This window comes from Pseudomonas sp. PDM09 (assembly GCF_014852305.1).
Lineage (GTDB): Bacteria > Pseudomonadota > Gammaproteobacteria > Pseudomonadales > Pseudomonadaceae > Aquipseudomonas.
This window is the reverse complement of sequence record NZ_JACVBI010000002.1, coordinates 705,686-725,070: the sequence shown is the minus strand read 5'-3', so window position 1 is coordinate 725,070 and position 19,385 is coordinate 705,686. Positions and strand designations below refer to the sequence as shown.

19 protein-coding genes are annotated in these 19,385 nt (G+C 60.1%); 7 read left to right on the top strand and 12 right to left on the bottom strand.

Annotated elements, in window-relative coordinates:
- Positions 1-273: 273 nt before the first annotated feature.
- From IB250_RS08005 to IB250_RS07990, 4 genes are all read left to right on the top strand, one after another.
- Positions 274-2,076, top strand: a complete 1,803-nt coding sequence (locus IB250_RS08005) for a HAMP domain-containing protein (protein ID WP_192343684.1) — start codon at positions 274-276, stop codon at positions 2,074-2,076.
- Positions 2,073-2,720 carry a two-component system response regulator NarL gene (gene narL, locus IB250_RS08000; RefSeq protein WP_008067117.1) on the top strand — a complete coding sequence of 216 codons (648 nt, stop codon included), beginning with the start codon at positions 2,073-2,075 and terminating at the stop codon, positions 2,718-2,720. The genes IB250_RS08005 and narL overlap by 4 nt, the downstream gene beginning before the upstream one ends.
- Before the next feature lie 86 nt (positions 2,721-2,806).
- On the top strand, positions 2,807-3,481 hold the full coding sequence (locus IB250_RS07995; RefSeq protein ID WP_192343683.1) for a Crp/Fnr family transcriptional regulator: 675 nt from the start codon (positions 2,807-2,809) through the stop codon (positions 3,479-3,481).
- Positions 3,482-3,555: 74 nt separating this feature from the next.
- A complete protein-coding gene (locus IB250_RS07990) occupies positions 3,556-3,954 on the top strand; it encodes a putative zinc-binding protein (protein ID WP_123495094.1) in 399 nt (132 codons plus the stop codon).
- A 216-nt stretch (positions 3,955-4,170) separates the two neighbouring features.
- Here IB250_RS07990 and pepN read toward each other — a convergent pair whose 3' ends face one another.
- Genes pepN through IB250_RS07960 form a run of 6 tightly spaced genes read right to left on the bottom strand, consistent with a single transcriptional unit; the run spans position 4,171 to position 10,687 of the window.
- Positions 4,171-6,828 carry an aminopeptidase N gene (pepN, locus tag IB250_RS07985; protein WP_192343682.1) on the bottom strand — a complete coding sequence of 886 codons (2,658 nt, stop codon included), beginning with the start codon at positions 6,826-6,828 and terminating at the stop codon, positions 4,171-4,173.
- 10 nt (positions 6,829-6,838) lie between these two features.
- Positions 6,839-7,669, bottom strand: coding sequence for a DUF2797 domain-containing protein (locus IB250_RS07980; protein WP_192343681.1), 831 nt, complete (start codon positions 7,667-7,669; stop codon positions 6,839-6,841).
- The gene (locus tag IB250_RS07975; RefSeq protein ID WP_192343680.1) at positions 7,666-7,926 is read right to left on the bottom strand and encodes a YeaC family protein; all 261 of its coding nucleotides are present in this window, start codon (positions 7,924-7,926) and stop codon (positions 7,666-7,668) included. Before IB250_RS07975 ends, IB250_RS07980 begins: the two co-directional genes overlap by 4 nt.
- A gap of 30 nt (positions 7,927-7,956) precedes the next feature.
- A complete protein-coding gene (locus IB250_RS07970; protein WP_192343679.1) occupies positions 7,957-8,829 on the bottom strand; it encodes a rhomboid family intramembrane serine protease in 873 nt (290 codons plus the stop codon).
- Positions 8,826-9,800: a metallophosphoesterase gene (locus IB250_RS07965; protein WP_185022091.1), complete on the bottom strand. Its 975-nt coding sequence runs from the start codon at positions 9,798-9,800 to the stop codon at positions 8,826-8,828. The genes IB250_RS07970 and IB250_RS07965 overlap by 4 nt, the downstream gene beginning before the upstream one ends.
- Positions 9,797-10,687, bottom strand: coding sequence for an NAD(+) kinase (locus tag IB250_RS07960; protein ID WP_007906781.1), 891 nt, complete (start codon positions 10,685-10,687; stop codon positions 9,797-9,799). Before IB250_RS07960 ends, IB250_RS07965 begins: the two co-directional genes overlap by 4 nt.
- A 124-nt stretch (positions 10,688-10,811) precedes the next feature.
- Between IB250_RS07960 and IB250_RS07955 the strand changes: the two genes are divergently transcribed.
- Positions 10,812-11,762 carry a DUF1853 family protein gene (locus tag IB250_RS07955; RefSeq protein WP_192343678.1) on the top strand — a complete coding sequence of 317 codons (951 nt, stop codon included), beginning with the start codon at positions 10,812-10,814 and terminating at the stop codon, positions 11,760-11,762.
- Between the two features lie 203 nt (positions 11,763-11,965).
- Here IB250_RS07955 and IB250_RS07950 read toward each other — a convergent pair whose 3' ends face one another.
- Positions 11,966-12,526 carry an NADPH-dependent FMN reductase gene (locus tag IB250_RS07950; protein WP_123359687.1) on the bottom strand — a complete coding sequence of 187 codons (561 nt, stop codon included), beginning with the start codon at positions 12,524-12,526 and terminating at the stop codon, positions 11,966-11,968.
- A gap of 184 nt (positions 12,527-12,710) precedes the next feature.
- On the opposite strand from IB250_RS07950, the gene IB250_RS07945 reads away from it, so the two are divergent.
- Positions 12,711-12,947, top strand: a complete 237-nt coding sequence (locus IB250_RS07945; protein ID WP_123495100.1) for a hypothetical protein — start codon at positions 12,711-12,713, stop codon at positions 12,945-12,947.
- Between the two features lie 88 nt (positions 12,948-13,035).
- Entirely contained in the window at positions 13,036-13,929 is an 894-nt protein-coding gene (locus tag IB250_RS07940; protein WP_192343677.1) for a LysR family transcriptional regulator, read from the top strand.
- Here the strand turns inward: IB250_RS07940 and IB250_RS07935 are convergent.
- From IB250_RS07935 to IB250_RS07915, 5 genes are all read right to left on the bottom strand, one after another.
- Positions 13,895-14,509, bottom strand: a complete 615-nt coding sequence (locus tag IB250_RS07935; protein WP_008074397.1) for a GNAT family N-acetyltransferase — start codon at positions 14,507-14,509, stop codon at positions 13,895-13,897. The two genes, IB250_RS07940 and IB250_RS07935, sit on opposite strands and share 35 nt — an antisense overlap.
- A gap of 14 nt (positions 14,510-14,523) precedes the next feature.
- Complete coding sequence (locus tag IB250_RS07930) at positions 14,524-16,779, bottom strand: Orn/Lys/Arg decarboxylase N-terminal domain-containing protein (RefSeq protein WP_123495103.1); 2,256 nt, start codon at positions 16,777-16,779, stop codon at positions 14,524-14,526.
- Positions 16,780-16,997: 218 nt separating this feature from the next.
- Positions 16,998-17,756, bottom strand: a complete 759-nt coding sequence (gene dnaQ, locus IB250_RS07925; protein ID WP_192343676.1) for a DNA polymerase III subunit epsilon — start codon at positions 17,754-17,756, stop codon at positions 16,998-17,000.
- 291 nt (positions 17,757-18,047) lie between these two features.
- Positions 18,048-18,500, bottom strand: a complete 453-nt coding sequence (gene rnhA / locus IB250_RS07920) for a ribonuclease HI (protein ID WP_003180633.1) — start codon at positions 18,498-18,500, stop codon at positions 18,048-18,050.
- 92 nt (positions 18,501-18,592) lie between these two features.
- Positions 18,593-19,351: a methyltransferase domain-containing protein gene (locus IB250_RS07915; RefSeq protein WP_008074391.1), complete on the bottom strand. Its 759-nt coding sequence runs from the start codon at positions 19,349-19,351 to the stop codon at positions 18,593-18,595.
- Positions 19,352-19,385 lie beyond the last annotated feature (34 nt).

Below are 19,385 nucleotides of genomic sequence, written 5' to 3'. Positions count from 1 at the left end.
AGACTAGAGAGGCCAACCCCGCAAAAACTTGACCCATGTCAACGAAGGCCATGGGGGCATAGGCCTATGCTTATGCGGTCTACCTCTAAGGAGGTAGTCCTGAAAAGCCTTAAAACCCTTTATTTATCAGTATATTAAGAGTTTTAAGCCACGCTTTTGCTGACAAGGAACTGTCGACAACTCTTTAGAGGTAGCGCGCCCGGGATCGGCGGCAAAACCTACTCTGGTGCTGCACATGCTCTGTTTTCCTGATTTCTTCCGGGACCTGCGCCGATGATGCGCTGGTTGCGTAGCTCCCTGCCCGCTCGCGCCGGGCTGGCGGTGATCCTGATCGCCGTGCTGGCGCTCGCCAGTTCGCTGAGCGCCGGACTGATCGCCTGGTTCAGCCAGGGCGATGCCGCCGCCATCAACACCGCAGGCTCGGTGCGCATGGAGACTTATCACCTGAGCTGGAAACTGGCCGCGGGTGCAACGCCCTCAGAAATCGCCGCCATCACCGACAGCCTGCAAACCCGTCTCACCAGCCAGTCACTCAAGGCCGTGCTGGAAGATGGCCCCACCGCCGCCCTGCAAGTCAGCTATGGGCAAATCCAGCAACAATGGAACGAGGATTTGCTCCCGGCACTGCTGCGCGGCGATGCGGCTGCCTTTCAAGTCCAGGCTCATTCCTTCGTCGAACAACTGAACCAGTTCGTCAACCTGTTGCAGCGCCAGAGCGAACAAAAACAGGGCTGGCAACAGGCGATCCAGGGCCTGGCCTTGTTCACTACCATGATTGTCCTGCTGATCGGCTTATACGAATTGCAGTACGGTGTCGTCACGCCCCTCAAGGAGTTGGTGGACGCCACCCAGCGCTTTCGTCGCGGCGACTTCAAGGTGCGGGTCAACCATCAGTCCCAGGACGAACTGGGCCAGTTGGCCACGAGTTTCAACACCATGGCCGAGACGATTGAAGAGTCGCATCGCACCCTGGAAAGTCAGGTCCGGCAAAAAACCCTTAACCTGCAACAAGCCAATGCCGCCCTGGAGCTTCTGTATCAAAGCAGCCGAAGCCTGGCCACACGCCTGGCCAATGCCGAAGGCCTGGATGAGTTGATTCGACGCTTCCAGCAACGCCTGCCCGGCTTGCGTCTGTCGCTGTGTCTGCAAGGTCAACTGCAGGCACCGGCCCAACAGTTATTGGCCCTGCACGGCGCGAACATCCGCGAAGTCTGCGCCAGTAGCGACTGCGCCACGTGCCAGAAGCACCACAAAGCCAATCCGCAAGCCTTCAGCATCAGCAACCAGGGCAGTGAACTGGGTGAGCTGAAGGCGCACTTTGTCGACGGCCATCCCATGCAAGCCTGGGAAACCCAACTGATCCAGGCCCTGGCCAACCTGATCGGCACCTCGCTCTCGCTCAAGCGCCAACGGGAACAGGATCATCGCCTGCTATTGCTCGAAGAACGCACGATCATCGCCCGCGAGCTGCACGATTCACTGGCCCAGGCCCTGTCCTACATGAAGCTGCAAGTCAGCCGCATGCAGACCCTGATGCGCCGGGGCGAACCGGTCCAGACCCTGGAGACCGTCACCGCCGAATTGCGCGAGGGACTGAACAATGCCTATCGCCAGTTACGCGAGTTGCTGACGACTTTTCGTTTGCAGATTCACGACGCGGGGCTGGTGCAGGAACTCAAGGACACCGCCGAGGAATTTTCCCGGCGCGGGGAGTTCCAGGTGCATCTGCACGTCGACACCCTGGCCTTTCAGCTATCGGCCAGCGAACAAATCCACATTCTGCAGATCACCCGCGAGGCGCTCTCCAACTGCTTGCGCCACGCCCATGCGCAAAACGCCTGGCTGCAACTGCGCCAAGATGGCGAGACAGTCAGATTGTCGGTCGAAGACGACGGTCGCGGCTTCAGCGGCAACGTCGACCAACGCGAACACCACGGCCTGAACATCATGGATGAGCGGGCTCGCAGCTTGCACGGCCAGCTGCAGATCCTTTCCAGGGAACCCCAAGGCACCCGTGTCCAACTGGAATTCCACCCGGAATTTCTCGGGCAGCAAACAGAAGGCAGCACCCTATGACCCCGTCCCCGCAACACAGAATCCTGCTGGTAGACGACCACCCGATGATGCGTCACGGCATTCGCCAGATGCTCGAACTCGAAGATGATTTCCTGATCGTCGGCGAAGCCAGCCAGGGTGAAGAAGCACTCGGTCTGATTGAGCCGCTTCGACCGGATCTGGTCCTGCTCGACAACAACATGCCGCAAATGAATGGCATCGAAACCCTGCGCCGATTACGGGCGATGCACTACACCGGCAAAGTGCTGCTGTTTACGGTGTCGGATGCAGAAGACGATATTCGCGATGCACTGCGCCTGGATGCCGACGGTTACCTGCTCAAGGACATGGAACCGGAACTGTTGATCCAGTACATCCGCGATGCCTTGAACGGCGCCTTGGTCATCAGCCCGGGGCTGACTCAAGTCATGGCCCAGGCACTGCGCGCTCCTGCACGCCAGGCCGTGGTGGAACTGACCGAGCGTGAGCGTCAGGTGTTGAAAACCATCGCCAGCGGCTTCAGCAACAAGGTCATCGGGCACAAGCTGGGCATCACCGAAGGGACGGTCAAGGTCCACGTGAAAAACCTGCTGCACAAACTCGGCTTGCGCTCGCGGGTGGAGGCGGCAGTGTGGGCCATGGAGCATCTGCGCAGTGCAGGCTGACAGGCATCCCTCCTTGGAGGTAGGCCTGCAGAGGCATAGGTCAATTGGCCTGCGCTCTCTACTATGACGGTCAGCGGAGGTACGCCATGCTGACCCACCCTTCCATCGTTTTAACGTTGCGCCGTCATCATCTGTTCAGCCAACTGCCGGAGAAAGTCTTCGAGGAAGTCTGCAGCCTGGCCATGCTCAAGCGCCTGAGTTGTCACAGCACGCTCATGCACCAAGGGGATCCGGCCAGGCGTTTTTTCCTGCTGGTCAGCGGCCAGGTCAAGTTGTACCGGCTCACCGGCGAAGGCCAGGAAAACCTGGTGGAGATCATCCAGCCCGGCCAGACCTTTGCCGAAGCCTTGCTGTTCAGCCAGGCCCGACTCTACCCGGTGAGCGCCACCGCGCTGAAGGACAGCGTGCTGGTCAGTATCGAGGGCAACCATTACCGCAACGCCCTGGAGGATCAGCCGAAAGTCTGTCTGGCGATCCTCGCGAGCATGAGCGTTCACCTGCACCTGCGTCTGCGCGACATCGATACCTTGACCATGGCCAGTGCGACTCGTCGGGTGATCCATTTTCTGTTCCAGGAACGCCACCCGGTGACCGGCCAGATTGTCTTGCAAGTGTCCAAACGCCTGGTGGCGTCGAAGCTGGGGATTCAGCCGGAAACCTTCTCGCGGATTTTGCATCGCCTGGTGGAGTGCGGCCTGATCGCCATGGAGCGTCGCCATATCAGCATCCTCGCTGAAGAGGAGCTGGCGGCTTTCCAGTAGTCGGAATTGACCGCCATCAAGGCGCAATGCCAAGCGCCTTGCACACTGGCAGTGTCCATCCACGGAGAGTGCAAATGCCCCGTTCAACCCTGCCTTTGGTTTACTCCTGCTCAGGTTGCTCCAACGTCGCCCAACTGGCCAATACCCTGGCCGTGCGCCTGGACCGCAGTGGCCTGGCTGAAATGTCCTGCATCGTTGGTGTCGGCGGGCATGTGGCGGCGCTGGTCAACAAGGCACGCTCGGGGCGGCGGATCTTCGCGCTGGATGGTTGCCCGTTGCAATGTGTTGAAAACTGCCTCAAGCAACATGGGCTGCATGCTGATGTGCATCTGATTCTCAGCCATTACGGGCTGCGTAAACGCCATGGTGAGGATTGCACGCAGGCGCAGAGTGATGAGTTGTTTGAAGGGATCAGGCAGTTGATTGCCAGTGATGCTCGCCAGCATGAAAGCCGGCAGAAAACGATGGCCTGAGGGCCAACGAAAATCCAAATGTGGGAGCGGGCTTGCTCGCGAAGGCGGACTTACATTCAACATTGATGTCGACTGACAGGGCCTCTTCGCGAGCAAGCCCGCTCCCACATTTGATTGGTGTACATCTGCAAGAGACAGGTCGGCTATCAGGCCGCCTTCGCGGGCAAGCCAGCTCCCACAGGGATCCGAGTGAACCCTGCGGGAGCAAGGCCAAACTCAGGCCAGGCTTTTGCTAACCACCTCAAACACATCGCTGGACAGTTGCCCCGAAGCGCGAATCCGCTCCAGCTCGCCTTTCATCAACGCCTGACGAGCGTCGTCGTATTTGCGCCAGCGAGTCAGCGGCGCCAGTTGGCGAGAGGCGATCTGCGGGTTAAACCCGTTCAACTCGATCACCAGATCCGCCAGGAAGCGATACCCGGAACCGTCAGCCGCGTGGAAGTTGATCAGGTTCTGCCCGGCAAACGCGCCGATCAGTGCCCGCACCTTGTTCGGGTTCTTGATCGTGAACGCCGGGTGTTGCATCAAGGCTTTGACCCGCTCCAGACCACCCGGCAATGGGCTGCCGGCCTGAACGCTGAACCACTGATCCATGACCAGCGGATTGTCCTTGAAGTGTTCGGCGAAGGTCGCCAACGCCGTGGCTTTCTGCTCTTCGAACGGCGAATTCACCAACACCGCCAACGCCGTCAGACGTTCAGTCATGTTGTCGCTGGTGTCGAACTGCTCGAGGGTTGCCGCCAACACTTCCGGCTTGCCGCTGAGCATCAGGTACGACAGCGCAATGTTTTGCAGCGCGCGGCGGGCGAAATGCTCGGCCTCGGCCACATACGGCGTTTTCTTCGAGAGATCGCGATTAGCCGAATAACGCAGCCACAATGCCTCGAACAAACCTTCAGCCAATTGCTTACGGGCAAACTCGCGGGCCGTGTGGATGGCGTCTACGTCAGCCACTTCACTGATCTCGGTCAGATACGCCTCGCCCGGCAGCGAAAGCATTTCGGCGACCATCGCCTGATCCAGTGTCTCATCGGACAGCACGGTACGCAGCGCTGCAACCAAACGCTGATCCAGCACCAGCGCCTCGCCCTTCTGTTGCTGTTCGATCAACTCTTGCAGGACCTGCACCGACAATTGCTGACCGGCATCCCAGCGGTTGAAGCCGTCGCTGTCGTGCTGCATCAGGAACATCAACTGATCGCGATCGTACGGGAAGCTCAGTTTCACCGGCGCCGAGAAGCCGCGCAGCAATGAAGGCAGCGGCTTTTGCGCAATGTCGATGAAGGTGAAGGTCTGCTCGGCTTCAGTCACCGAAATAACCCGCGAAGTGCCTTGAGCACTGGTTTCACCGGCAAGACGCAGGGCCATTTCGCCGCCCTTGCTGTCCAGCAGGCCCAGTTCCACCGGAATCACGAACGGCAGTTTTTCCACCTTGTCCGGGGTTTCCGGGCAGCTCTGGCGGAAGGTCAGGCTGTAGGTTTTTGCCGCGGCGTCGTAGGACTCGCTCACCACCAAACGTGGAGTGCCGGCCTGGCTGTACCAGCGCTTGAATTGAGTCAGGTCAACGCCGTTGGCGTCTTCCATGGCTTTGATGAAGTCGTCGCAGGTCACGGCCTGGCCATCATGGCGTTCGAAGTAAAGGTCGCTGCCTTTGCGGAAACCGTCGGCGCCCAGCAAAGTGTGGATCATGCCGACCACTTCCGAACCCTTTTCGTACACGGTCAGGGTATAGAAGTTGGAAATCTCGATGAAGCTGTCCGGGCGCACGGCGTGAGCCATGGGGCCGGCATCTTCGGCGAACTGGTGGGTACGCAGGTAAGCAACGTCCTGGATGCGCTTGACCGTGGCCGAGTTCATGTCGGCGGAGAACTCCGAATCCCGGAACACGGTGAAGCCTTCCTTGAGCGACAGCTGGAACCAGTCGCGGCAGGTCACACGGTTGCCCGACCAGTTGTGGAAGTATTCGTGGGCAACGATCGCTTCGACCCGCTGATGCGCGGCGTCGGTAGCAGTTTCGGCGCGGGCCAGCACGGCACTGGAGTTGAAGATGTTGAGGCCCTTGTTTTCCATGGCGCCCATGTTGAAGTCGTTGACTGCGACGATCATGAAGATGTCCAGGTCGTACTCTCGACCGTAAACCTCTTCGTCCCAGCGCATGGACTTCTTCAGGCTGTTCATCGCGTGCTGGCACTTGTCGATGTTTTCCGGCTCGACATAGATGCGCAGCGCCACGGAGCGCTCGGTCATGGTGGTGAAGGTGTCTTCGACGCACCACAGGTCACCGGCCACCAGCGCGAACAGGTAGGCTGGCTTCTTGAACGGGTCTTCCCAGGTCGCCCAGTGCCGGCCGTCTTCGCCGGGCCCCGAGGCAATCGGGTTACCGTTGGACAGCAGCACCGGATAGCTGTGCTGCTCGGCGACCACCGTGGTAGTGAACGTGCTCATCACGTCCGGGCGATCGAGGTAATAGGTGATTTTGCGGAAACCTTCGGCTTCACACTGGGTGCAGAACATGGTGCCGGATTTGTACAAGCCTTCCAGTGCGGTGTTGGTTTCCGGGTGGATCCTGACGCTGGTGTCGACCGTGAAGCTTGTACTGGTCGGGTGCAGGGTCAGGTGATTCTCGGTCAGTTGGTAGTCGGCGGCGCTCAGTTCGCGATCGGCCAACGTCACCGACAGCAGATCGAGTTGCTGGCCATCCAGCACCAGCGGCGGCAGACCCGGGCCACGTTCAGGATTGCGACGCATCACCAGTTGCGCATGGACCAGGCTGTGGTCCTCGAACAACTCGAAGGTCAGGTGCGTCTCGTCGATCAGGTACTCAGGCGCCTGATAGTCCTTCAGGTAGATCATCTTCGGTTGTTCGGTGCGCATACTGGAATCCTTACTGATGCACGGCGAGCTGGTAAGCCGTGTATTTACGAATATTGATCACGCCGGTGTCGAAAATCAGGTACTGGCCCTTGATCCCCAGCAGCGTGCCTTCGGCAATCGGGTTCTTGTCCAGGTTGAAGCTGACAATCTTGGCCGGGTATTGCTCGACCGGATAGCGGATCTCGAGCGGTTCGACATCGGTAATGGTCTGGATTGCTTGCAGGCCAAATCGTTCCTGCAAACCTTGCAAACCTGGCGCACAACTTTCAAACAGCTGATCGCGAACCTGCGCCAGATCCACCGATACCGCATCGCCCTTGAGTAAAGCACGCCAGTTGGTCTTGTCGGCTACCTGGCTGCGGAACAGGTCTTCGACGAAGCCTGACTGCTGACGGGTCGCGACGCGCATGATCGGCAAGGCCTGGCTGGCGCCCTGATCGAGCCAACGAGTGGGCAGTTGCGTGGAGCGGGTGATGCCGACCTTGATCCCCGACGAATTGGCCAGATACACCACATGATCGGTCATGCAGAATTTTTCGCCCCACGCAGGCTCACGGCAGGTGCCGGCGTCGTAGTGGCAACGCTCCGGGCTCATGATGCAGAGGTCGCATTGGGCCAGTTTGGTCATGCACGGGTAGCAGTAACCTTGGCTGAAACTGGTTTTGGTCTTGCGTCCGCAATGGGTGCAGTGGATCGCCCCCAGGAATTCCAGGCGCACCGTGGTGCCGATCAACGGATTGACCGGTACCTCGGCGTCGCCCAGACGAAAAGCGTACTGAACGTTCGGCCCGTCAAGGCGCGCCGACATTTTGCTGATTGCACCGCGGCCAATCTCGATCAATGGACGGCATCCGATTTGAACAGAATGTTTGGCACTTCAATCGACTTCGACTCGCATTCCTGCGGGCCCATGTAGCCAGTGCGTTCTTCCTCGGGCAGGTTCTGGATTTCCCAGGCGATCATCGCTTGCAGGGACAGTTCGCGCTGCTCGGCGGTGAGTTTGCCGCCGTCGGACCATTTGCCGATTTCCACCGCCAGTTTCAGGCTCCGGTAGATATCCGGGGTGATGTTTTTGATCATTTCGTTAAAAGAGGACATCAAGGGCTCCGCGCTCTTTAATCACATAGCTTATTTGGAAGTCAGTTTACGGCGGTTGTACAAACCGCCCAACAAACCGGTGAAGCATCCGATGAGTAACCCGCTGACGTGGGCCGCGTTGGCAATCTGGCCGAAGCCGATCATCGAGACCAGCCCGGACAGGCACAGCAGCAACCACACCAGCATCATCACCAACACCCCTCGGGGCAGGCGATACGCCGGGTTCGGCGACAGAACCTGGAAGATCCAGCAATGCCCGAGCAGACCGTACAGCACACCGGACAACCCGCCAAACAGGCTCGGGCCGCTGAAAAGGTATTGGGTATAGTTGGACACCAGGCTGAACAGCAGCGTCAGGCCGATCAGGTTGATGCTGCCCTGCCGCGTCTCGATGCGCCGCCCCAGTTCCCAGTACCACATGCCGTTCATGGCCAGGTGCAGGATGCCGAAGTGGATCAGCATCGGCGTGACCAGACGCCACCACTGCCCCGCCGCCAGGCTGTCGGCCAATGGCGTGAAATGGATGTACTCGCCGACCACACGGAAATCGAGGAAGGTCAGCCAGCGTATCGTCTCGAGGTTATCGCCCAGCAGCGTCACCATGGCGACGATCAGGCTCAGCAACAGCACCAACGCCGTAGCCTTGCTGTAGCGCAACTGCTCGACGAAGCCCGGACGCGGCTGCGTCTGCGCGATCGGGATATCCAGTTGCTGATCGGGGTCACCCGCCGGAAAGCGTTCGTACAATGAGCGCACGTCTTCGCTGATGTTGGCCGGCACCCACAGCACTTGCTCGCCCGCCTCTTCGCTGACCCGGTGGGGCACTTGCATGCGTTGCAGCAGTTTGACGAACCCGCTCAAATCCACCGCCAAAGGCAGGCGTAATACCGCCACCGCCGTCATTGCAGCACCTCCGGCCGTTCGACATCGACCCAGACAAATTTATGCGGGTCGAGACGGGTTTCCTGATCCAGACGATAAGCGACCAGTTTGCCGTAGAGCACCGCGCTGTAATCCAGGCACGCCAGGTTCGGGCGGATCGGCGCCGGTTTGCCGCTGCGCCAGTAGTGGCCGACGAACAACAACGGCTCATCGACACCGTAGCGCAGCAAGTTGTCTTTTTCGCTGGACGACAGCGGCGTGCGGGCCACTGGCTCAGGCAAGGCGTCGGGCTGGAACACGATATCTCCGTAGGTTTGCGGGTCGTCTTCCCAGAATTTGGTGCGGAAAAACGAGCGCGTCAGGCCGTCGCCGCTGGTCATGGTCAACCCGTGGGGCAAGCGCATGTCGGTGCCGCGCAACAGGCGATCGAACACGGTGCAGGCAAAACTGCCCGGCACCGCGGAGGCCTGGAGGAAATGCTCATCGATGCAGCCGTCGGGGAACAAGCCGCGCAACGGCTCGATCAGGCCGGCGTCCCAGCAGGCATGCACCACCCGGAAACGCCCGGCATCGACGAACAGAGGCAATTCATAGAACCATTGCAGAAAGTCATGCCAATCTTCGGGATGATCTTCAAACTGAGTCAGGGTTTCCTTGAGCAGGCGACCGTGGCGCGGCGTATGTTCGCGCACGAACTGCTGGCCGCTGCCCGGCAACGCCGGCGTGCTCCAGCCGAGGGCGTTGAATTCATGGTTGCCCATGATGCACAGCGCCTGGCCGGCTTCGACCATGTCGTGGACGATGTGCAGCGCCTCGCGAATCCGCGGGCCGCGGTCGATGATGTCGCCCAGGAACACCGCCATGCGCGACGGATGCCGCCAGACGCCAGCCTGTTTGTGGTAACCGAGCCGGTCGAGCAAGTGCTCAAGGGTCAGAGCGCAACCGTGCACGTCACCGATCAGGTCGTAGCTACGCGCGGGATCGAGCATCAGTCGCCTCCACCACCCAACTTGCTGCCCCAGCCGAGCTTGGTCCGGCAGACTTCATAGTAGTTGTGGTCGAGCGGGTGAATCAGCCGCAGCTTCTGCGCTTTCTTGCTGATGGTGATGGTGTCACCGGGCGCGCAGGTGAAGTGATTCTGCCCGTCACAGGAAACTTGCGGGTAAATCTGCATATCTTTGGACACGACGATTTTCAGCTCACTGTTGCCATCGACCACGATCGGTCTACCTGACAAGGTATGGGGGTACATCGGCACAATCACAATAGCGTCGAGCTTGGGATGCATGATCGGGCCGCCCGCCGACAGCGCGTAGGCGGTTGATCCGGTCGGTGTGGCGACGATCAGGCCGTCAGCCTTCTGGCTGCAGACGAACTGGCCGTCGATGTACAACTCGAACTCGATCATCCGCGTCGATTTACCGGGGTGCAGCACCACGTCGTTCAGCGCATCGCCCTGGCCGATGGCCTCGGCGTGGCGCCGGACTTCGGCTTGCAGCAGGAAGCGGTTTTCTACCAGATAGTGGCCGTCGAGCACTTCGGCGACTTTGACTTCGAGCTCATCGGGGCGAATATCGGTCAGGAACCCCAGGCTGCCCCGGTTGATGCCGAGCACCGGAATATTGTGTCGGGCCAGCGCCCGGGCGGCACCCAGCAGGCTGCCGTCGCCACCGACCACAATCACCATGTCACAGACTTCACCGAGCATCTTGCGCGACGAAGTTTGCAGGCCATGACCCGGCAGGACTTCGGCGATGGTGTCTTCGAGGATCACGTGCAGGTGACGATCGAGCAGAAACCGTTTCAGTCGGCGGACGGTATCCAGCACCTGAGAACTGCCCAGGCGACCGATGATGCCGATATTACGAAATTGCTCCATGGGGCTCCTATTAGGATGCGGAGGGCCTGCGACGGCGAAAAACACGATTATGGGCGAAAGCGCGGCGTAGACAAAACCCTTTCAGCCACGACGGTGCGCTCGCGTTTCGGGCTATGCTCGCAAGATGATCCTATTTCCAGATTTGCTCCAGTTACCTCACCAGTTGCGCCACCCCGAAGTGCGCGACCTGGCTTGGGTCATCCTCGCGCCGCCGATGCTCAGCGTCACCCCGTGGCCGCAGCGTCATCCGCTGGCGGGCAGCGACTGGGTGCAGGCACCGGAGCGCCTGGAACACTGGCTCCGGCAACTGGATCGCGACAGCTACGACCTGCTGCACTGGCTGGCCCAGGCCAGAACCCGGCGGCTGGGTCTGTACTACGAGCGGCTGTGGCAATACGCCGTGCGGCACGCGCCGGGCATCGAGCTGATCGCCGCCAACATGCCGATCCGCCGTGAAGGCCACACCTTGGGTGAACTGGATATGCTGCTGCGTGATCGCGATGGCGTGCATCACCTGGAACTGGCGATCAAGCTCTATCTGGGGCCACAGAATGGTGACGGCCATGACACCGCGCAGTGGCTCGGACCGGGTTGTCATGATCGGCTCGACCGTAAACTCAAGCACCTGAGCCAGCATCAATTACCGATTTCCGCGCGAGTGGAAAGCCGTGCAGTGCTGGCGTCGCTGGATATCCAGCAGTTCAGTGCCCATCTGTGGCTGGGCGGTTATCTGCTCTATCCGTGGCCGGGGCAGGCCGAATCACCCAGCGGCGCGCACCCTCAACATTTGCGCGGTAGCTGGCTGCATCAGAAGGACTGGGCGGACTTTGTCGTACAACGCCCATTCGGCCGCTGGCAACCCCTGCCCCGCCATGCCTGGCTGGCGCCGGCGCACTATCCCGAAGAGCAAACCTGGAATGCTGAACAGCTGAGCGCATGGCTGAGCGATCTGGACCCGCTGGCACCGGCGCAATTGATGGTGCGGCTGACAGAGAATGGCAAAGGCGATTGGGAAGAAGCCGAGCGGCTGTTTCTGGTGTCCGATCTTTGGCCGAATGTGCCGGGTAATGGTTGAGTTTTTGTGGTGAATGGACTGGCCCTATCGCGAGCAGGCTCGCTCCCACATTGGATCTCCGTATGGCGAAGATCCTTGTGGGAGCGAGCCTGCTCGCGACAGGGTCGACACGGTTCAGATAGACAACCGCAACGCCAGCGCCGCCGGCGTCACCATCAACACAATCCCGACCTACAGGTTCGGCAGCTGCTACAAGGGAAACGTCACTGCTTTTTATGCTGCTCAACCCATAGCGCATACGCATCGATGAATTTTTGCAAGAACGGCCTGACCGACTCTGACAACTTGCCCGCCTCATCAAACGCTGAACCAGCGCCACCCAGGTAGGCCTCCGGTTGCTGCATGCACGGCACATTGAGAAACACCATGGACTGGCGCACGTTGTGGTTGGCGCCAAATCCGCCGACGGCGCCCGGTGAAGCGCTGATCACCGCACCCGGCTTGCCGTTCCAGGCGCTCTTGCCATAAGGGCGCGACCCCACGTCGATCGCATTCTTCAATGGCGCCGGTACCGAACGGTTATATTCCGGGGTCACGAACAGCACCGCGTCGGATGAGCTCACTTGTTGACGGAAAGTGCTGTAGGCTGCCGGCGGTGATTCGCCATCGATGTCTTCATTGTAGAGCGGCAAATCGCCGATTTCGACGATGTTCAGCTTCAGATTGGCAGGCGCCAGCTCGGCCAGCGCCAGCGCAACCTTGCGGTTGATCGATGCTTTTCTCAGGCTGCCGACCAGAACGGCGATCTCGTAGACGTTGCTCATGGAAGATTCTCGACTGTCCAATGGGAAGAGCTTCTAGTTATAGATGATCAGATGACGATTCAACCAGCGGGCGACGGAAAATCGCCGCCCCTGACTATTTTTTTCCTGTAGGAAAACTTACCTCGCCCAACCACGGTCTACAGAACCGCAAATTGAGTGATTTATCTCCAGAGGTTCTAAGCAGATGGCAGCAGTACTCGTCGGTCAGTTCCATGCAAGAGACGCGGAAGGCCGCGTTTATTCCGTGCATGAGTTCCAGGAATCCACCCCGTCGCACGACGGCCTCGCCGGCTCGGTGCCTGTCAGCACCTATAAGCTGGCCATTGGCGACCGGCTCAACAAACTCGACGACAACGAATTTGTGCTGGTGCAATCGGGCGTCACCCTCACTCGCGAACCTGAAACGAACGTGGCCTCATAACTCGCTGTTATGAGCAGAAGTCATATGCGCGCACTTGAGTTAGGATTCAGTGACTGACTCCCTCACCTGCTGAACATGGACTTCACGCATGCGTTTACGTCATATCGAAGTGATCCAGGCGCTCCTGCAGACCGGTCACCTGGGCACCGCCGCCGAATGGCTGCAGCTGCCAGTGGCCGAGGTTGAACGCACTCTGCGGGATGCCGAGGATCAGTTGGGTTTCATGCTGTTTGCCAGCGTGCGTGGTCGTCTGCAAGCCACGCGCGAAGCACGGGAGCTGCAAGTCGAGATCGCCCACGTCTACGAAGCCCTCGAGCCGGTCCAGCGACTGGCCAGCAGCCTCAAGCAATATTTGGCCCCGCCCCTGCGCATCATCTGCACCCCGCCGTTGGCACAACACCTGTTGCCACACAGCATCGCGGCCCTGCGCCGACGCCTCCCCGACGCACCTTGCACCCTCCTGAGCCAGCCGACCGGCGCGATTGTCAGAAGCCTGCTGCTGCGTGAAAGCGATCTGGGCCTGAGCCTGCATGACCCGGACCACGCCGATATCCATTGCCAGGTCATCGCTCAAGGCAAGCTCCAGCTGCTGGCACCCCATGGGTGGCTGCAACCGAAACAGAAGTACATTTCGCTGCAGGACCTGGCTGGCCAGTCGATGGTCGGTCTGGAAGGTCACGATCCGTTAAGCCCGGCACTGGACAACAAGCTGCATGCGCTGCGCCCTGCCCCGGTCATTCAGACACGGGTACAGACTCATCAAATGATGCGCAGCATGGTCGAGGCCGGTGAAGGTCTGGCGATCGTCGACCCATTTACCGCCCTCGGCGCCAAATCGGCCGGGCTCGATGCCTGCCCGCTGGCGCCTGCCGTGCCGATCAGCGTGTATGCCTTGAGCCTGAAGAGCGCCGAGCCCTCTGCGGCCGTTCAAGCACTGCTGGACATCCTCACGGAACAAGCCGTGGCGATGCTGGCGAGCTGAGCGGGTTTTCCAGCGGATTATCGAATAATCGATACCAGAAGAGCGCCATTTCAGCGGTATTCGGATCGATTCCGCGGTAGCGCAGGTGATCGATTCCGCCGACCACATAGCCACAGCGCTCATAAAGCCGACAGGCGCCCAGGTTGTTGTTCTGGGTTTCCAGCATGATGCCCGGCAGTTTTTTCTTGCGACTCCAGAACTGCGCCACGTCCAGCAACGCCTTGGCCACGCCATGACGGCGCGCCGGTGCATGCACCGCCAATTCATCGATATGGGCGAAACCGTTCCAGTTGGTGCTGACCACTAAATGCCCCACCGGCTCGTCATCCAGATAGGCCATGAAAATCGCGCTGTCTGCGGCATCGCGAAAACTGCTGAATTCCTCGGGATCGATACCGTAACACTTGCGATACGGGGTGATTGGCGTCACCGGCCACTGCGCCACCGGCTTACCGATTTGCGCGGCACCATAGGCGGCGACTTCAAAACTGAAATCACTGCCCCAGATATAAGCCGCAAACCCCTCATCGGCGACACGCACCGAGAGGCCTGGGTATTTGGGATTCATGACTGGTTGCATACTCGCAAAGGTCCTCATTCCTTGATGCAATCGACGGTGTAATGCCGTCCATTGCCCTCGTCTTCGTGTTGCAAGCCATGCACATCGGCGACAAATCCGGGAAAGCTGCTGTCGAACGTACGGGCAAACTTCAGGTAATCGATGATCGAACGGGTCGACTCGGTGAACCGCTCGCCGGGCATGATCAACGGGATCCCCGGCGGGTATGGCACCAGCATTACCGCTGCGATCCGCCCGTCCAGAGCATCGATCGAAACAGCCTCAACCTCCCCGCGTACTAATTGATCATAGGCGTCCGCCGGCTTCATCGCGACTTCCGGCAGTACGGTGTACATGCGTTTGAGGTGTTTGGCCGTGGCATTGCTGCGATAACAGGCGTGCAATTGATCACACAGATCGCGCAAACCCATGCCTTGATAACGGGCAATATTGTGTTGTGCCACGCACGGCAGGCAGGTGGCCAGGCTGACATTGGCGTCGTAACTGCGCTTGAACTCCAGCAACTCGGTCAGCAGCGTGCTCCATTTGCCCTTGGTGATACCCATGGAGAACAGCACCAGGAACGAATACAGCCCGGTCTTTTCCACGACCAGTCCGCGTTCCCAGAGGAATTTGCTGACCACCGCCGCCGGAATACCCCGCGCGCTCAGGGCACCGCCCGCCGTCAAACCCGGCATCACCAGCGTGACCTTGATCGGATCGAGCAGTACGTAATCATCGGTTACGCCGCCAAAGCCATGCCAATCGGCGTCGGGTTGCAGCAACCAGTCTTCGGTGACTACCTGTTCGATACCTTCGGCCGAGGGTGGTTGCCAGATGGAAAACCACCAGTCATCGGCGGCGATGTGCTGACGCAGATTGGCCAGGGCCCGGCGAAAGCTCAGGGCCTCGTCGAACATTTCCTGCAACAGCGAACGGCCAGCCGGCCCTTCCATCATCGCCGAGGCCACGTCCAGCGAAGCAATGATGCTGTACTGCGGCGAGGTCGAGATATGCATCATGAACGCTTCGTTGAAACGGTCGCGATCCAGCTGCCGGGCACCGCCGTCCTGAACGTGAATCATCGACGCCTGGCTGAACGCTGCCAGCAATTTGTGCGTGGAGTGCGTAGTGAACACCAGCGGGCTGTCTTCACTGCGAGAGGTGCCCATGCCGTAACGACCGGCGAAGAACTCGTGAAACGCCGCGTAGGCGTACCAGGCCTCGTCGAAATGCAGCACCTCGACACTGTTGCCCAGGCTCTGTTTGATTAATTCGGCGTTGTAACAGAGGCCGTCGTAAGTCGAATTGGTCACCACCGCCAACTTGACCTTGGGTTCGCGGCCCTTGGTCAGCGGGCTGGCTTCGATCTTGGCCTGGATCGATTCACGACTGAATTCGCTCAACGGAATCGGGCCGATAATTCCCAGCTCATTGCGTTCCGGGCACAGGTACAGCGGGATCGCGCCGGTCATGATGATCGAATGCAGCACCGACTTATGGCAGTTGCGATCCACCAGCACCAGGTCATCGCGGGCCACCATGGAATGCCAGACGATCTTGTTGGCGGTCGAGGTGCCATTGATCACGAAAAAGGTGTGATCGGCGCCGAAATTACGCGCGGCTCTCGCTTCCGCTTCGGCCAGCGGGCCGGTGTGATCGAGCAGCGAACCGAGTTCCGGTACCGACACCGACAAATCCGAACGCAGGGTGTTTTCCCCGAAGAACTGGTGAAACGCCTGCCCCACCGGACTCTTGTGATACGCCACGCCGCCGCCATGGCCGGGGGTATGCCAGGAATAATTGGAATCGGCGGTGTGCTGTACCAGCGCCTTGAAAAATGGCGGCAACAGACCGTCCAGATATTTGCGCGCCGCGCGGGCAACCTGACGGGCGAGGAAGGGCACGGTGTCTTCGAACAAATAAAGAATGCCGCGCAGTTGATTGAGCTCGGCCATGGCGTCAGCCGGGGCATTTTCCAGGGTCACCTGCTCGCCCAACGCAAAGATCGGCAGGTCCGGCGCCCGAACCCGTGCCAGGCGGATCAGCTCGGCCATGTTATGCAGAAGATGAGCATTGGTGCTGGCGTCTTCGGCGGCAATCAACATGCAAGAGAGGCCGTGATGGGTCGAGGCGACCAGACGCCCTTCGTTGTAATCGACCGCCGAGACGATGCTGAAGCCTTCCTGCTCAAGCTCCCGGGCGATGCCACGCACACGATCACCGGCAACGGTGTCGGCCTTGATGTCGCGGTGGACGATCAGGACCGGGAATTTCAAATCTTTATACATGGGGCTCGGTGTCCTGAGGCGGCAGACCGTGGCCTGCCAATAACCTCAGGGTAGAGGGTTGGAGCGCATGTGGCGAGGGGGATGCCCTGAAGTGGGGCATTGGGTGCGTGTGAAGATCAAAAGATCGCAGCCTGCGGCAGCGCCTACAGGATCGGGGCCACCGTTGATTTGATGGTCGACACGGTTGGCGTAGGCGCTGCCGAAGGCTGCGATCTTTTTCAGGCCTGAGCCTTGGCCTCGGCCAATTGCTGCCACAACGACGGAGCGCCGGCGGATTTGGCGATGGCTTCAAGGCGCGCAATGTGCTGGGCCAGATCTTCTTCACTGGCGCGGATGATCCGGATCGGCTGACGATCGGCCGGCAGACGACGGATTTCGGTGGCGGAGTTATCCGCGCCCTCACCTGAACCATTGCCATCGGACGCGTTACCGGCCAGCGACAGGCTGGTCTGGCCGCCGGTCATGGTCAGGTAAACGTCGGCGAGAATCTCGGAGTCGAGCAAGGCGCCGTGCAGCTCACGGCCAGAGTTGTCGACGCCATAGCGTTTGCACAAGGCGTCGAGGCTGTTGCGCTGCCCCGGGTGACGTTCCCGGGCCATCATCAGGGTGTCGAGGATCGAGCAGTGTTGCGTGATATCCGCGCGGTCGTGCTGGCCCATCAGGGCGAATTCGTTGTTGATGAAGCCAACGTCGAACGCCGCGTTATGGATGATCAGCTGCGCACCCTTGATGAACTCGAAGAACTCATCGGCCACTTCGGTGAAGCGCGGCTTGCCCACCAGGAATTCGTTCGTGATGCCGTGGACGCCGATGGCGCCTTCGTCACTCTCGCGATCCGGTTGCAGGTAAACGTGGAAATGCCGGCCGGTCAGGCGCCGACCGATCAACTCGACACAACCGATTTCGATAATCCGGTGGCCGTCGGTCACCGGCATGCCGGTGGTTTCGGTATCGAGTACAACGGATCTGGTGGCCATCAGTGCTCAGCTCTCAACGGGTCAATCGTGCAAAAGCGGCGATGTTAACACGCTCGCGAGATCGTCAACGACCGGTATTCAGACCAGCAACTGGCCGCCGCGATTTTGATGCTGTGATTTCTTGAGGAGCCGGGTTTGCCCGCGATGCGCCCTGGCAGGAACACCGAGTCGTGGCCTTCGCGAGCAAGCCCGCTCCCACATTTGATCGCATTCCCCTGAGAGAACTCGGTCGAATGTGGGAGCGGGCTTGCTCGCGAAGAACGATGACGCGGTGCATCGGTAGAACCGAAATCAGGCCTGCTTGTACCCACGCACTTCATCAACGCCACGGTTGGCCAGTTGGTCGGCCCGCTCGTTGCCATGATGGCCGATGTGTCCGCGCACCCATTTCCAGGTGACGTTGTGGCGGTTGACCTGCTCGTCGAGCAGCTTCCACAGATCGGCGTTTTTCACCGGCTCCTTGGCCGCGGTTTTCCAGCCGCGTTTCTTCCAGTTGGCCATCCACTCGTTGATGCCTTTCATCACGTACTGGGAGTCGGTCACCAGCAGTACGTCGCAGGAGCGCTTGAGCTCTTCCAGGCCACGGATCGCGCCCATCAACTCCATGCGGTTGTTGGTGGTGTTGGCTTCGCCGCCCCAGAGTTCCTTTTCAACGCCCTTGCACACCAGCAACGCACCCCAGCCGCCCGGGCCAGGGTTGCCCTTACAGGCGCCATCGGTGAAGAGTTCTACGCTATCGCTCATGCCAATCTATCCAGAAAATGCGGTGGCTCGCCGATCGGTGACCGACGATGCCCGAGGCCGGGGCGAACCCGGCCGGGAAAATAAAATGTGTATTACGGTTCGAGGTGACGACGGTTGACCTTGGCCATCGGCAACGGAATCAGCTTGCCCATCGGTTCGCGCCGTTCCTGACGCACCGGCCGCAGGCCCACCACAATCTTGCGCGCGACCAATAAATAGAAGCCACCACCCGACAACTGCCAGTCACCGGCCTTGCGCTCCCAACCGGCCAGACGGGCTTGCCAGGCAGGCGACGCAAGCGGCGGACGATAGCACCCGAAGCGGCGTTTCTCCAGCGCGAAACCCAGCAGGTTCAGCCAGTCGGCGACTCGCGATGGCGAAATACAGCGGGCCTTGCGCAAGGCGTCATGGGCGAACACATGACGCAGGCCCCAACTGCTCCAGGGGTTGATCCCGACAATCAGCAGATGCCCGCCAGGCCGAACGCTGCTCGCCGCTTCGCGCAGCAGACCGTGGGGCGACAGGCAGAAATCCAGCCCGTGCTGCAACACCACCACATCGGCGGCGTGCTCGCTCAAAGGCCAGGCCTGCTCTTCGCAAACAATCTCGACCCCCGGCAACGGCGCACCGAGCCGCACATTGCGCTGGACCTGCGGCGCCGACGGCGGCGTCTGCGCCGAAGGGCCGTAATGCACCAGGTAGCCGCCGAAGAAGCGCCCCAACTCGTCTTCGAGCATGCGTCGTTCTTCGTCCAGCAGAAATTGCCCGATGGGGCCGGACAGCCATTCACGGGCCGCGCTGATCAATGTCAGCCACTCAGGATCGGCCTGAGCGAACGCTTTATCGGTCATTGCATTCTCCAACGCGCCAGGAAGTTCTAAGATG